This window comes from Flavobacterium sp. (assembly GCF_965657075.1).
Lineage (GTDB): Bacteria > Bacteroidota > Bacteroidia > Flavobacteriales > Flavobacteriaceae > Flavobacterium.
Genome location: NZ_CBFHMV010000002.1, coordinates 100,429 through 114,986, shown reverse-complemented (window position 1 = coordinate 114,986; position 14,558 = coordinate 100,429). Strand labels below are relative to the sequence as shown.

At 30.0% G+C, this 14,558-nt stretch carries 16 protein-coding genes; 9 read left to right on the top strand and 7 right to left on the bottom strand.

Annotated features, from left to right (window positions below; genetic code table 11):
* Positions 1-44: 44 nt before the first annotated feature.
* Positions 45-1,097, top strand: a complete 1,053-nt coding sequence (locus ACTF56_RS02040; protein ID WP_438965241.1) for a glycosyltransferase family 9 protein — start codon at positions 45-47, stop codon at positions 1,095-1,097.
* Between the two features lie 2 nt (positions 1,098-1,099).
* Here ACTF56_RS02040 and ACTF56_RS02035 read toward each other — a convergent pair whose 3' ends face one another.
* Complete coding sequence (locus tag ACTF56_RS02035; RefSeq protein WP_438965240.1) at positions 1,100-1,333, bottom strand: hypothetical protein; 234 nt, start codon at positions 1,331-1,333, stop codon at positions 1,100-1,102.
* 88 nt (positions 1,334-1,421) lie between these two features.
* The gene (locus ACTF56_RS02030) at positions 1,422-2,582 is read right to left on the bottom strand and encodes a THUMP domain-containing class I SAM-dependent RNA methyltransferase (RefSeq protein WP_438965421.1); all 1,161 of its coding nucleotides are present in this window, start codon (positions 2,580-2,582) and stop codon (positions 1,422-1,424) included.
* A 131-nt stretch (positions 2,583-2,713) separates the two neighbouring features.
* Here ACTF56_RS02030 and ACTF56_RS02025 point away from each other — a divergent pair, with 131 nt between their 5' ends.
* The 8 genes from ACTF56_RS02025 (at position 2,714) to ACTF56_RS01990 (ending at position 8,196) form a co-directional block, all read left to right on the top strand.
* Positions 2,714-3,478, top strand: coding sequence for a class I SAM-dependent methyltransferase (locus ACTF56_RS02025; RefSeq protein WP_438965239.1), 765 nt, complete (start codon positions 2,714-2,716; stop codon positions 3,476-3,478).
* Complete coding sequence (locus ACTF56_RS02020; protein ID WP_438965238.1) at positions 3,478-4,200, top strand: ZIP family metal transporter; 723 nt, start codon at positions 3,478-3,480, stop codon at positions 4,198-4,200. The genes ACTF56_RS02025 and ACTF56_RS02020 overlap by 1 nt, the downstream gene beginning before the upstream one ends.
* 317 nt (positions 4,201-4,517) lie before the next feature.
* Positions 4,518-5,339, top strand: a complete 822-nt coding sequence (gene murQ / locus ACTF56_RS02015) for an N-acetylmuramic acid 6-phosphate etherase (RefSeq protein ID WP_438965237.1) — start codon at positions 4,518-4,520, stop codon at positions 5,337-5,339.
* Positions 5,340-5,352: 13 nt separating this feature from the next.
* The gene (locus tag ACTF56_RS02010) at positions 5,353-5,820 is read left to right on the top strand and encodes a hypothetical protein (protein ID WP_438965236.1); all 468 of its coding nucleotides are present in this window, start codon (positions 5,353-5,355) and stop codon (positions 5,818-5,820) included.
* Between the two features lie 3 nt (positions 5,821-5,823).
* Positions 5,824-6,051, top strand: coding sequence for a DUF6095 family protein (locus ACTF56_RS02005; RefSeq protein WP_438965235.1), 228 nt, complete (start codon positions 5,824-5,826; stop codon positions 6,049-6,051).
* A gap of 39 nt (positions 6,052-6,090) precedes the next feature.
* Complete coding sequence (locus ACTF56_RS02000) at positions 6,091-6,480, top strand: DNA topoisomerase IV (protein WP_438965234.1); 390 nt, start codon at positions 6,091-6,093, stop codon at positions 6,478-6,480.
* 24 nt (positions 6,481-6,504) lie between these two features.
* Positions 6,505-7,275 (top strand): TerC family protein, encoded by a 771-nt coding sequence (locus ACTF56_RS01995; protein ID WP_438965233.1) that lies wholly within the window; start codon positions 6,505-6,507, stop codon positions 7,273-7,275.
* 6 nt (positions 7,276-7,281) lie between these two features.
* A complete protein-coding gene (locus ACTF56_RS01990) occupies positions 7,282-8,196 on the top strand; it encodes a tetratricopeptide repeat protein (protein WP_438965232.1) in 915 nt (304 codons plus the stop codon).
* Positions 8,197-8,205: 9 nt separating this feature from the next.
* Here ACTF56_RS01990 and ACTF56_RS01985 read toward each other — a convergent pair whose 3' ends face one another.
* The 5 genes from ACTF56_RS01985 to ACTF56_RS01965 all read right to left on the bottom strand — a co-directional run bounded on the left by ACTF56_RS01985 (position 8,206) and on the right by ACTF56_RS01965 (position 14,441).
* Positions 8,206-8,958 (bottom strand): hypothetical protein, encoded by a 753-nt coding sequence (locus ACTF56_RS01985; protein ID WP_438965231.1) that lies wholly within the window; start codon positions 8,956-8,958, stop codon positions 8,206-8,208.
* Between the two features lie 189 nt (positions 8,959-9,147).
* Positions 9,148-11,853 (bottom strand): DNA gyrase/topoisomerase IV subunit A, encoded by a 2,706-nt coding sequence (locus tag ACTF56_RS01980; RefSeq protein WP_438965230.1) that lies wholly within the window; start codon positions 11,851-11,853, stop codon positions 9,148-9,150.
* On the bottom strand, positions 11,854-12,168 hold the full coding sequence (locus tag ACTF56_RS01975) for a nucleotidyltransferase domain-containing protein (RefSeq protein WP_438965229.1): 315 nt from the start codon (positions 12,166-12,168) through the stop codon (positions 11,854-11,856).
* Complete coding sequence (locus tag ACTF56_RS01970; protein WP_438965228.1) at positions 12,168-12,578, bottom strand: nucleotidyltransferase substrate binding protein; 411 nt, start codon at positions 12,576-12,578, stop codon at positions 12,168-12,170. Before ACTF56_RS01970 ends, ACTF56_RS01975 begins: the two co-directional genes overlap by 1 nt.
* A gap of 3 nt (positions 12,579-12,581) precedes the next feature.
* A complete protein-coding gene (locus ACTF56_RS01965; protein WP_438965227.1) occupies positions 12,582-14,441 on the bottom strand; it encodes a DNA topoisomerase IV subunit B in 1,860 nt (619 codons plus the stop codon).
* Positions 14,442-14,558: the final 117 nt, after the last annotated feature.

The following is a 14,558-nucleotide window of genomic DNA, read 5'->3' as shown; positions in this document are numbered from 1 at the left end:
TTTACAATAAATCTTGTGTAGCTTTACCTAAATTTTAGACCTAAATGAACAAAAAAATCAATATTTTTCGAAGAAAATTAACCAAATCATTAACGGGTAATATAGGAAATCCACTAACATCTTTATCTCAATTAAATAAGATTGAAGATGTTTCCAAAATAAAAAAAATAATTATCATAAGACCTAATCATCGTTTAGGAAATATATTATTAATTACACCTTTGGTTCAAGAAGTTCAAGAAATTTTCCCAAATGCATCTGTATCATTTTTTGTAAAAGGTGGTGTTACTCCAATTATCTATCAAAATTATCTAAACATAGACGAATATTTGATTCTTCCAAAAAAACACTTTAAAGAATTTTTTACTTATATAAAGAGCTGGTTTACACTTATTACAAAAAAATATGATTTAGTCATTAATATCGATTCTGGTTCTTCTTCTGGTAAGTTAGCGACTAAATTTTCAAAAAGTAAGTATAAATTTTTTGGAAATGAATTTGATAATTTAATTGAATTTTCTGAGGAACAAAGACATTTTGCTAAATTTCCAGTTTACAAATTGAGAAATTACATTTACAGTTCAAACCATGATATCAATGAAAAACCAATAAAAGAATTAAATTTAAAACTGAATGAAACGGAATTGAAGCATGGAAAAAGTCAATTAAATACTATCATTTCAGATTCATCAAAAGAAACAATAGCAATTTTTACTTTTGCTACAGGTTCTAAATGCTATGATGAAACTTGGTGGAATGAAATGTATTCAAAACTATTGGCAACATTTCCAAATTATAATATAATTGAAGTTTTGCCTGTTGAAAATGTTTCGCAAATTAATTTTAAAGCACCAACATTCTACAGTAAAGATATTAGAGAAATTGCTGCATTTATTGCTAATACAAAACTATTTCTTGGAGCAGATAGCGGAATGATGCACTTAGCATGCACCACTGAAACTGCTGTCATTGGATTGTTTTCTGTTACTGATGTAAATAAATATAGTCCTTTTGGAAAAAATAAATTTGCCATCAATACCAACGAAAAATCAATAGATCAATGTATTGAAATGATTGAAAAAACACTAGAAAAATAATGCTATTTTAATTCTCTAAGTCCTTTTATAAAAATCCATTTCATGAAAAGTTTTTCGCCTTCATTAGTATTTACAGTTTGAAATTTTGGAGCTAAAATAGTTGAAATTACAAAACTTGTGACAGCAATCCAAAGTCCTTGCAAACCACCAAATGTCATGATTAATGCATAAGCTATGATGTAGAAAAATGAAAAACCTAAAAGGTTAAATAAAAATGCTTTTGTCTTTTTACTCATTTTTGAATGTTGATAGTTAGTTGTTAATAATTTATTGTTATCTGAAAATCTAAAAAATATCTTAATACTTAATACTCAAATCTTAATACTAATCAACTTGAAACTTCGTTCTCTTGCTTCCAGCGTACATTTCGTATTTTACTAATCTTGCTTCTAATTTTCCATTAAATAATTTGATTTTTCTTGAAGGCCTTAATCCTACAAATTTCAAAGCTTCTAAATTAGCTGTGATAAACCAAGCATTGGTATTAGAATAATTATTTTTCAAAGTATCTCCAATTTCTCTGTAAAAACGTTCCATTTCAATATTCAAACGTTCGCCATAAGGTGGATTAAAAACCATGTGTAATGGACCTTCAGTTTGTTTTTCAGTTTCAAAAAAGTTGGCTTCTTTAATTTTTACAAACTCGTCTAAATTAGCATTTTTTATGTTGTCTTTAGCTTTGATTACTGCACTTGGAGCTTTATCATAACCTGTAATGGTGTAATGAAAATCTCGAGTTTTCTTTAATAACGATTCTAAAATGGTATCAAATAATTCGCTATCCCAATCGCTCCATTTTTCAAAAGCAAATTCTTTTCTGTTAATATTAGCTGGAATATTACATGCAATCATAGCAGCTTCAGCCAAAATAGTTCCACTTCCACACATCGGATCAATAAAATGAGAAGTTCCATCCCAACCTGATAACAACAACATTCCTGCTGCTAACACTTCGTTTATTGGTGCAATATTTGTAGCTGTTTTATAACCTCTTCTGTGTAAAGATTCTCCTGAAGTATCCAAAGAAACAGTAACCAAATCTCTATCGATATGTACATGAATTTTTACGTCTGGAAAATCTTTATCAATGTCTGGTCGTGTTCCTGTTTTTTCTCTAAATTGGTCTACAATCGCATCTTTTGATTTTAAAGCCACAAACTGACTATGATTAAAATGATCCGAATGCAATGTAGTTTCGATTACAAAAGTTTGATGTTGAGTTAAATACTTACTCCAATCGATTCTTTGAATTCCATCGTACAAAGATTTATCATTAAAAGCTTTGAATTCATGAATTGGTTTTAAGATTTTTAAAGCCGTTCTTAAAGCTAAATTCGCTTTGTACATGAATCCTTTATCACCATAAAACGTCACAACACGTGTACCAACTTTAACTTGTTGAGCACCTAGTTGCGTTAATTCCTTTTCTAACAGTTCTTCAAAACCAAATAAGGTTTTGGCTACCATTTTAAAATTATCTTCCATCGATAAAAATTCCAATTATTAAATTTCAAATCCCAAATAAATCATAAATCATAAACATCAAACTTAAATTTGGAATAAGTTCAGCAAAAATACACTAATTTTGCCACTTGAAAGAAATGAAATCAGAATAAATGTCAGAAATCAACAATCAGCAATCAGCAATCAACAATCAACAATCATCTAGTTGGTTTGCCTCATGGTTTGATACCAAGTATTACCACATTCTATATAAAGATAGAGATTATAAGGAAGCACAAGTTTTTATGGATAATTTAACCCATTATTTGAACTTGCCAGAGGAAGCTAAAATATTGGATTTAGCCTGTGGAAAAGGCCGACATTCCATCTATTTAAATTCTTTAGGTTATGAAGTAACGGGTGCAGATTTATCAGAAAACAGCATTAAAGAAGCTTCTAAACATGAAAATGAAAAATTGCATTTCAAAGTGCATGACATGCGTGATGTTTGTGATAGTAAATACGATGCTATTTTTAACTTATTTACAAGTTTTGGTTATTTTGAAAATGATGAAGATAACCTTACCACTTTAAAAGCTATTAAGCATAGTTTAACTGAATACGGATTTGCATGTATTGATTTTATGAATGCAGATTATGTCATTGAAAATTTAGTTCCTGAAGAAGTAAAAACCGTTGAAAATATTGATTTTAATATCAAAAGATACGTAAAAGACAATCATATTTTTAAAGAAATTTCTTTTGAAGATGAAGGTAAACATTTTCATTTTACAGAACGAGTACAAGCTTTACGATTATCAGATTTTGAAAGAATGATGGAAGAAGCTGAAATTTATTTACTAGATATTTTTGGAAACTATAAATTACAACCTTTCTACAAAAATCAGTCAGAACGTTTAATTTTGATTTTTAAATAATGAATTACTCCATTTACATATTTCCATTTATCGCTGTTTTAATTGGTTATTTGATAGCTAATTTCATTCAACCTAAAAACAAAAAAAATCTAAAATTACTGTTAGCTTTTAGTGGTGCTTTTTTACTTTCCTTAACAGTAATGCATTTATTACCAGAAGTTTACGAATCGGAAAGTCTTTTACATGAAGGACATAATCACGAAGGACATTCCCATGGAACAAATACTATTGGAATTTTCATAATGATTGGTATTGTATTTCAAATTATTTTAGAATATTTTTCAAAAGGAGCAGAACACGGTCACGTTCATGGTCATGACAAAATGAATACGATACCTTGGTTGTTGTTTTTTAGCTTGTGTTTGCACGCATTGTTGGAAGGAATGCCAATAAGTCAACACAACGAATTAGCTTACGGAATCGCAATTCACCACTTCCCTATTGCTATAATTTTAACTTTGTTTTTCATAAATGCAGAACTGAATAAAAAAGCCATCTTATTCTTCATGTTGATTTTTGCTTTTATGACTCCTTTAGGAACATATATTTCCTCAAATTTAAGTTTTTTGACCGAATATTATACGCAGATTTCTGGTGTTGTAATTGGTATTTTATTTCACATATCTTCAACCATTATTTTTGAAAGTAGCGAAGGACATAAATTTAATTTAACCAAACTTATTGCTATAATTTTAGGAATAGTTTTGGCTGTTTTTGTTTAAACAATGAAAATATTTTTAAATGCAGTAATGTTGAGCACAATTATACTTTTTTTAATCGTATTTTCATTTATTTTCCTTGGAGATGAAGAAGAAATGCCTGAAATAAAAGAGAATTCTTTAATTAAATTTATATTTATAAGATTTCTAATTAACTTATTTATTATTTGCATTGGTAGTATTTTACTTTATACAATTAATAGATATATTTTTGAAAGTAAAACTGATTTGAATTATTATAAAAATATGTTTGTAGTACTGAATCTGATTTCAATTTTAATATTAATTTACATTTATGTTTTCTAAACATTGACATGTCTATGAGTAAATCGAACTTCACTAAAACCACAGAACAAAATTCCAAATACGAACATTTAGAAAAAATGTCGGTATCGGAATTACTTTCCAATATCAATAACGAAGATAAAACTGTTCCACTAGCTGTGGAAAAAGCCTTACCACAAATTGAAAAATTAGTTGAAAAGATAGTTTCTAACATGAAAAATGGTGGTCGTTTGTTTTACATCGGAGCAGGAACATCTGGCAGACTTGGAATTGTTGATGCTTCGGAATGTCCTCCAACTTTTGGTGTTCCGTTTGATATGGTAATAGGATTGATAGCTGGTGGTGATACTGCCATTAGAAGAGCTGTTGAAAATGCAGAAGACGACACCCAACAAGCTTGGCATGATGTAAAGGAATGTATGATTACAGACAAAGATGTTGTGGTTGGAATTGCTGCTTCTGGAACAACTCCTTATGTAATTGGTGGTTTGGAAAAATGCAACGAAAATAACATCACAACTGCTTGTATTACTTGTAATGAAGGAAGTCCATTAGCAAAAGTGGCTAAATTCCCAATTGAAGTTGTAGTTGGACCAGAATTTGTAACAGGAAGCAGTCGAATGAAAGCAGGAACGGCACAAAAATTAGTTTTAAACATGATTTCGACTGCAACAATGATTCAGTTAGGAAAAGTTAAAGGAAACAAAATGGTGGACATGCAATTGAGCAACAACAAATTGTTTGATAGAGGAGTGAAAATGATTATGGAAGAAATTAATATAGAGTATAAATTAGCATCTGTTTTGCTTAAAAAACATGGTAGTGTAAGAGCTGCTGTTGAAAATTATAAACCTTAAATTATATACCTTTATGAACAAGCTATTATTTATTTTAATTTTAATGCTTTCAAGTTCCAATTATGCTCAAGAACTTAAGTATGAAGACGGAAAGTTTTATCAAAATGGAAGAAAAATTTCTAAAAATGAAATAAGAGAAAAATTAGAAACTTACAATAAATCAATTGAGCTTTACTTAAAAGCTAAAGACAAAGGCACTACTGGTGGTTTCCTTTTAGGGTTTGGAATTGGATTAATAGCCACAGATTTAACATTAGGTTTAACTCAATATAATTACGAATATCCTAAAGCTAGCACATTTATAGGTTTAGGAGCAATAGCAATTTCAATTCCGGTTTTATCAGGTAGAAAAAAAATGATTCAAAAGAGTTTAGATTTATATACAGAATATAGAAAAGAAATGAATATGGATAGTGGTTATAACTATAATGTAGATTTTGTAACAAATCATAACGGTATCGGATTAAAAATTCAATTTTAAAAAATGTCAATTAAAAGAAAAATACTCATCAAAGGAATTAAATATTTATCTGGTGCTTTGCCACTTTTTTTTATGGGTCCAATTGTGATCAATAGTGCTTTTAAAAATAAACAACATATTATGTTTGAAGTCGTGTTAATTTTGGGCATTTTTCTTTGCTCATTATCTGTTTATTTTACTTTTAAAGGAATAAAAACTATTGTTAACGGAATGTTTGATGGAGATAAATAATTTATGCTTCAATTTCAAAATTTAATTAAATATTCAACTATGAAATTCAACCTAAAACCTATAACCTATTACCTTTTTGCAATAACCTTTTTACTAACTTCCTGCTACAATCAAGAACGCAATTGCAAAGATTTTAAAACTGGAAAATTTAAGTCCGAAATTGAAATTAACGGAAAAAAAATGGTATCTACTTTTGAACGTAATGATTCAATTCAAATAGAGAATTTTAACGGAATAACTGACACCTATGATGTACGTTGGACCAACGATTGTGAATATGTAATTAAAAACAGTAAACCAAAAAATAGAGCTGAAAAAAAAGCCATTCAAATGAAAATTTTGACAACAACAAAAAATTCTTATACATTTGAATACAACTTTATTGGCGAAACCTTAAAACAAAAAGGAATTGCTTACAAACTAGATTAAATATAAAAATTAACCCTCAATCAAATGGAAGTTTTTTTAAATGCTGATGCATGGATTGCCTTGTTAACCTTAACTTTTTTAGAAATTATTCTAGGAATAGATAACATCATTTTCATTTCAATAGTTACTGGCAAATTACCCGAAGAAAATCGTAAAAAAGCAACAAGAATTGGATTATTCTTAGCCATGTTCATGCGTATAGGTTTGCTGTTTGGTATAACATTATTAATTGCAATGAAAGCGCCTTGGTTTAGCTTTGATATTGGTTGGTTTTCGGCTCAAATTACTGGTCAAGCCATGATTTTATTGTTTGGTGGACTTTTCTTAATCTATAAGAGTACAAAAGAAATTCATGAAAAGGTTGATTATAAAGGTGAAGAAGAAAAAGAATTAAAAACCTCAGTTACAAAGTCATTTGCTAGTGTAATTGGGCAAATTTTATTGATAGACTTGATATTTTCAGTAGATAGTATACTAACAGCCGTTGGAATGACTAATGGTTTAGAGGGTGCTTTAACTATTATGATTACTGCTGTTGTAATTTCTGTAGGTATAATGATGCTTTTTGCTGTTCCAGTTGGAACTTTTGTTAATAAAAATCCATCCATTCAAATTTTAGGATTGGCTTTCCTAATTTTAATTGGTTTTATGTTAATTACAGAAAGTATGCATTTATCCAATGCAGAATTAGCGGGTCAGCATGTTGGTGCAGTTCCAAAAGGCTATTTGTATTTTGCCATAGCTTTTTCTTTAGCGGTTGAATTTATTAACATGAAAATGAGAAAAAGAAAATAATTGATCATGAAAAAAATAATTATACTTTTTTTATTAGTATATATAAAATCATTTGCTTGTTTAAATGGTGATACAAAAGTTTTGACTAATGGTGTTTTTATATATGAAGACCGAGAAGGAATAATTCCTTATGGTCATTTTTTTTATGCAGAAAATTTTGAAAAACTAAAAAAAGAACTAGACAGTTTATATACCAAAACTAACAATTTGGACTATCTATCTGATATTGGATATGTATTAACCGTTGAAAGAAAATATAATGAAGCTATACATTTATTTTTAGAGATTGAAAAAAAACAACCAAACAGATATTCCACTGCATCAAACATTGGAACTTTATATGAGCTCATAGGAAATAATGAAGAGGCTTTAAAGTGGATTACTAAAGCCGTAAAAATAAATCCAGATTCCCATAATAATTCAGAATGGTTACATGTTAATATTTTAGAAGCAAAAACCAAAGGAGCCACATTTTATAATGGATTATTTTTAATAGATGTAAATTTTGGAATTTATGATAAGCCTATTTCAACTTTAAGTTCAAATAAGGAAAATTCTTTAATTAATGCTCTCTTCTATCAGCTAAATGAGCGTATCACATTTATAAAAGATAAGGATGTAATTATTGCCAACCTCCTTTTTGAACTAGGAAATCTATGCATGATTCAAGAGCGATATAAAGATGCTTTAGAAATTTTTAAAATGTCCAAAGAATATGGTTTTACAAATCAAATAATAGATATTCGAATTTCATTTATTAATGGATATTTAGAAGCTAAATCTAATGGCTCAAATAATCATGTTAAAACTGTTTATTCTAAAGAAAAATACAATATCGAAAAAACTATTCTTCTTTTACTTTCAATTTGTATTGGATTAGGAGTTATACTTTATTTATTCAAAAGAAAAAAAGCTGTTTAACAAAACTTTTTAATACCATTTTGTTCTTAATTCAGTTCCTATTGGCATTTTTTCGGGCTTAAAATCGTAGCTATAAATCATTCCGAAACTTTTGTTTGACAAAACCGAATCAATCTCAATTAAAAACACTCCATCATATGTTTCAAAGGTCAATCGATTATAAATTCTGTCTATTTCTCCCTTATCTAGTTCAATTTTCCAAAAAATGTTTTCTTCATCATTTGGATCAATTATTTTTTTAATGCTTTTTACTCTTACAGAAATTGGCTCTTTTAGAAAATAACTTTGCCACCTTTCAGGGATTTGTTTTAAATCAAACTCTGATGTGATAGAATCTTTAGTTTTATTAACTAAATACATTCCATTTATTTTTGGCTCAAGACCTTTATTTAGATTGTATGCAAATCGTATATAATCGTTTTCTTTATCAGTACTCCAATCTAAATCATAGCTATCTGAAAATAAATATTCATTATTTTCCCATTTAACAACATGAAATTCAGTTTTGATTTTCAGTGAGTCAATTCCGTATTTAATTTTCGTAGTTTTTGGTTTTAGTCCGCTATATTCTGAATATACCATAAACTCTATACTTTCTGGATTTAAAGTCAGTTTTAAATTATCCTTTATATAGGTTCCAAAAACTTTTTTTACTTCTCCACCTCCCATACAACTAAACAAATAATTTTCATTGATAAAACGACCATCACTTAACAAATCCAATTTATTACCACTATTAAATCCGTCATAAGAATATCTCAATGTGTCTATATTTTGTGATAAAAATTTTTCTTCATTAGAGTTATTTTTATTACTAGTACAGCTAAAAATTGAAAACAATATAAAAATTGCAAGATATTTCATGTCTTTAATCAAATATTAATAATAACTATATACTTTTCTCAATATTTTGAAATTTTCACTTCTTTATATTTAGATTTATTTACAACGTTATTCCAAAGACAAAGTAATTTGACCATCATTATCTAAATCCGTTTTGATATCATCTGAAACATTGTCTTCACCATTTACTTCCATTTCTTCAGGAATTTCCTCCACTGGTTCTTCAAAAGGTAACGGTTCTAATAAATTGATTTGTTTCACCTTATCGGTTGTCAATTGATTTCCTAGAGCTTTTATACCTTTAACAGCAATAAAATCCTCCAAATTAACTTGAATAGTTTCTTTCTGTTCGCCTTTAACTTTGGCAAAAATAACCTCAGCCATAGGTTTCCAATCGGTTGAAACGATTTCTAATTGTGACTTATCATGTTCTGAAATAAAAACTTCTTCCTTGTTCTCATTCTCTACCAAGAAACGTTTTACATAATAACGATCTTTTTCTCCATCATAATAAACAGCTGAAATAGGCTTATTAGGATTCCATTTTTCCAAAATAATCATATCTTCATCAAAATGGGTTGATAATTCTGGTATAATGGTTTTTAATTTTCCAGCTTGATTGATAATTAACAATCTATCATTAGGTCTAAATTCACCCAACAACTCACCTCTTCCATCTACATTTAATCTTTGAACGGTGTCATCAAACCAAACTTTTCTTGGTCGAAGCGTTGAAATACCTTTCTCTTTTAATTCAATTTTCTTGATTGGATATTTAGTCACTGTGTTTCCTTTTGAACTTCTTCCTTTGATTAGAATTTCAGAAAAATCCATGTCCCATTTTAATTTCTTAACACTTCCAACTTGACGTAACAAAATAGTAACTGTTTCTGCTTCACCATTTGGATTAGCTGTGAAATATAAGATTTGTGAACCTGGTTTTTCTTGCGTTAAATGATAATCTTTATCACGAGTAACACCTGAAACATTAAAACGTTTTACAAAAGAAGCTCCGTTTTTTCCATCACGATAAATCACGTTGTAAATAGTTCGTTTATCATTTTTATCAAAAATAGCAGTGTGAATGATGTCTTTTCCAACGAATTTTTTCTCATCTACTTTTGTAATAATCATTCGACCATCACGCAAGAAAACAATCACATCATCAATATCTGAACATTCTCCTACGTATTCATCTTTTTTCAAACCTGTTCCTAAGAAACCTTCTTCTTTGTTTACATAAAGTTTTGTGTTTCTTAAAACTACTTTTGTTGCTTCAATGTTTTCAAAACTTCTCAATTCGGTTTGACGTTCGCGACCTTTTCCGTATTTGTCTTTCAACATTTGGAAAAAAGCAATGGTATAATCGATAATATGGTCCAAATCATGTTTCACCTTTTCCATGTCAGCTTCTAACTTGGCAATAGCATCATCTGCTTTATCAGAATCGAATCGTGTGATACGAATCATTGGAATTTGAGTTAACTTCTGTAAATCATCATCATTAATTTCACGAACAAAATCCTTTTTGAAAGGCTCAAAACTCTTGTATAAATATTGATATAATGTTTCTCTGTCAGAATATAATTTGAAGTCAATGTACATTTCTTCACGAATGAAGATTTTTTCTAAAGTAGAAAAATGCCATTTATTTTCGAGTTCATCCAACTGAATTTCAAGTTCACGCTTTAACAACTGAACGGTTCTGTTGGTCGAAATTTTCAACATATCAGAAACACCAATGAATAAAGGCTTATTGTTTTCAATCACACATCCTAAAGGAGCAATCGAAGTTTCACAGGCTGTAAAAGCATAAAGTGCATCAATAGTTTTATCTGGAGAAACACCTGGATGCAAATGAATTAAGATTTCAACCTCAGCAGCAGTGTTATCTTCAATTTTTTTAACTTTAATTTTTCCTTTTTCGTTAGCTTTCAAAATACTATCAATCAAAGTTGATGTATTGGTTGAAAACGGAATTTGATTAATGACTAAAGTTTGTTTGTCTAATTGCGAAATTTTAGCACGAACACGCACTCTTCCACCACGTAAACCATCGTTGTAATTAGAAACATCAGCAATTCCAGCTGTTGGAAAATCGGGATAAAGTGTAAAAGGTTTTCCTTTTAATATTTTGATAGACGAATCTATTAATTCATTGAAATTGTGTGGCAAAACTTTTGTGGAAAGTCCCACCGCAATTCCTTCTGCACCTTGCGCTAAAAGCAACGGAAACTTTACAGGAAGATTTATGGGTTCTGCACGACGACCATCATAAGACAAACCCCATTCGGTAATTTTTGGAGAAAACAAGATATCGTGACCTAATTTTGAAATTCGAGCTTCAATATAACGAGAAGCTGCTGCAGAATCACCTGTTAGGATATTTCCCCAGTTTCCTTGCATATCAATAATCAAGTCCTTTTGACCAATTTGCACCATCGCATCACCAATACTTGCATCACCATGAGGGTGATACTGCATGGTGTGTCCTACGATATTTGCTACTTTATTGTAACGACCATCATCCAACTCTTTCATAGAGTGCATAATACGACGTTGCACTGGCTTAAAACCATCTTCAATAGCTGGAACAGCACGTTCTAGAATTACATAGGAAGCATAGTCCAAAAACCAATCTTTGTACATTCCGGTTACTTTCGTAATCGTATCTTCTGGATTTTCGTTATTCTCATAGAAATGATGTCCTGATGAAACGTGAATATCATCAAAACCTTCCTCATTGATGGAATTATCTTGATTAGCTGAATTTTCGTCTTCGTTTGGAATGATGTTGTCTTCTTCTTCGTTCATTTATTCTGAATTTATTTCAGTTTTTTGGTAAAAAATTTTTCCGACACGATTAACGTGTTCAATTAAACTTTCAGATTGCAATTCATTATAAATGGAAATATCAAACAAATAAGGAATATAACTTTCGTCTAATTCATTTAGCAGTTGCATTAATTCATTATGTTTAATTGTTCCAAAAAGTATTAAATCAATATCTGAACCTTCTTTGTGATTTCCTTTTGCCCTTGATCCATAAATAATTACTTTTTCAATACTTTCATATTTTTGAAAAATTGAAATAATTTCTTTAAAAGAATTAGGATATAAACCGAACATTATAAAAAAGTTTTCATTTTGGTTTCAAAATCTTTAAAAATGGGTAAATATTCATTAAAAATGATTTCAAGAATCTTCAAAATTTCGCTTTCATCGTAAATATGAGACGTTTTATTTCTACTTTCAATTGTTTTTAACCATTGCTCACCATTAGAAATTAATCCCACATTAAAAGCTTCTCGCACTACAGTTTTACTACCAAATAAATCTGTTTTTCCTTGTAATTCTAAAAAATCTTTCATCACTTTCCAAGATAATTCTTGTGTAACCTCAAAAGCTTGCACTGCACCTTGGAGCTCCAATTCTGAAAACGATCTTTCTTTTCTTAAATCGTTGGCGTTATTCAATTGTCTTAATGCACCTAAAAAATGTTCAAATCTTTGTTTCCAACGAATATCTTGTTTATCCATTTTTTAATTATTTTTTTCAATCACATCTAATTCCACCTTCAAGTTATTAATAATAAACTCTTGACGGTCTGGTGTATTTTTACCCATGTAAAATTCCAGTAACGTTTCAATAGATGTGGCTTTGTCTAACATGATTGGATCTAATCGAATGTCTTCTCCGATGAAATGTTTGAACTCATCTGGTGAAATTTCTCCTAATCCTTTGAATCGGGTGATTTCTGGTTTTGGTTTTAGTTTTTCAATCGCATTTACTCGTTCTTCATCGCTGTAGCAATAAATCGTTTCTTTTTTATTACGAACTCTAAATAAAGGAGTTTGCAAAATATATAAATGTCCGTCTTTAATCAATTCTGGAAAAAACTGCAAAAAGAAAGTAATCAATAATAATCGAATGTGCATTCCATCGACATCGGCATCGGTTGCGATTACGATATTGTTATAACGCAAATCGCCCATGTCTTCTTCAATGTTTAGAGCTGCTTGCAATAAATTGAATTCTTCGTTTTCATAAACAATCTTTTTCGACATGCCATAAGAATTCAAAGGCTTTCCACGTAAACTAAAAACTGCTTGTGTGTTTACATCACGACTTTTAGTTATGGAACCAGAAGCCGAATCTCCTTCAGTAATGAAAAGTGTACTTTCTAAACTTCTTGGATTTTTGGCATCTGTTAAATGCACTCTACAATCTCTTAATTTTTTATTGTGAAGACTGGCTTTTTTGGCTCTGTCTTTAGCTAACTTACGAATGCCTGATAATTCCTTACGTTCTCTTTCAGCTTGTAAAATCTTACGCAATAAAGCATCAGCAACTTCTGGATTTTTGTGTAAGTAGTTATCAAACTTGGTTTTGATGAAATCATTGATGAACGTTCGAACCGTTGGCCCATTTGGACCTATATCAGTCGAACCCAATTTGGTTTTCGTCTGACTTTCAAAAACAGGTTCTTCTACTTTTACAGAAACCGCTGAAACAATCGATTTACGAATATCTGAAGCTTCAAATGGTTTGTTGTAAAATTCCTTGATAACTCTGACAATCGCTTCTCTAAAAGCACTTAAATGTGTTCCTCCTTGTGTGGTATTTTGTCCGTTTACAAACGAATGGTATTCTTCTGAATATTGCGATTTACTGTGCGTTACGGCAATCTCAATATCATCACCTTCCAAGTGAATGATTGGATACACCATATCCTCTTCAGCAATGTTTTCTTCCAATAAGTCTTTTAAACCATGTTCAGAAACGTATTTTTCTCCGTTATAATAAATGGCTAAACCACGATTTAAGTAACAGTAATTTTTAAGCATCTTGATGATGTACTCATTGCGATACTTATAATTTTTGAAGATGGTTTCATCCGCTACGAAAGAGACTTTCGTTCCTTTACGTTTGGTTGACTCTTGAACTTCTTCTTCTATGGTAAGATTTCCAGCAGAAAATTCGGCTGCTTTTTGTTGGTTATCTCTAACTGATTCTACTCTAAAATAATTGGAAAGTGCATTTACGGCTTTGGTTCCGACACCGTTTAAACCTACTGATTTTTTGAAGGCTTTGGAATCGTATTTTCCACCAGTATTCATTTTGGAAACTACATCTACTACTTTTCCTAATGGAATTCCACGACCATAATCGCGAACGGTAACCATTTTATCTTTGATGCTGACTTCAATGGTTTTTCCTGCACCCATGACAAATTCATCGATACAGTTGTCGATTACTTCTTTGATTAAGATATAAATACCATCATCTGGAGACGAACCATCACCGAGTTTTCCGATATACATACCAGGACGCATTCGGATATGCTCCTTCCAATCGAGTGAACGTATGTTGTCTTCGTCGTATCTAATTTCTACTGCCATGTGTTGTATAGGAATTTGTGCTAATATACTCAAATTGACTCCAATTTTAAAGGCTTTAAACTATAAGATATTAAGAATGTTATTCACAATTTTGAAGTCAGAAGTTAGAAGTTTGGA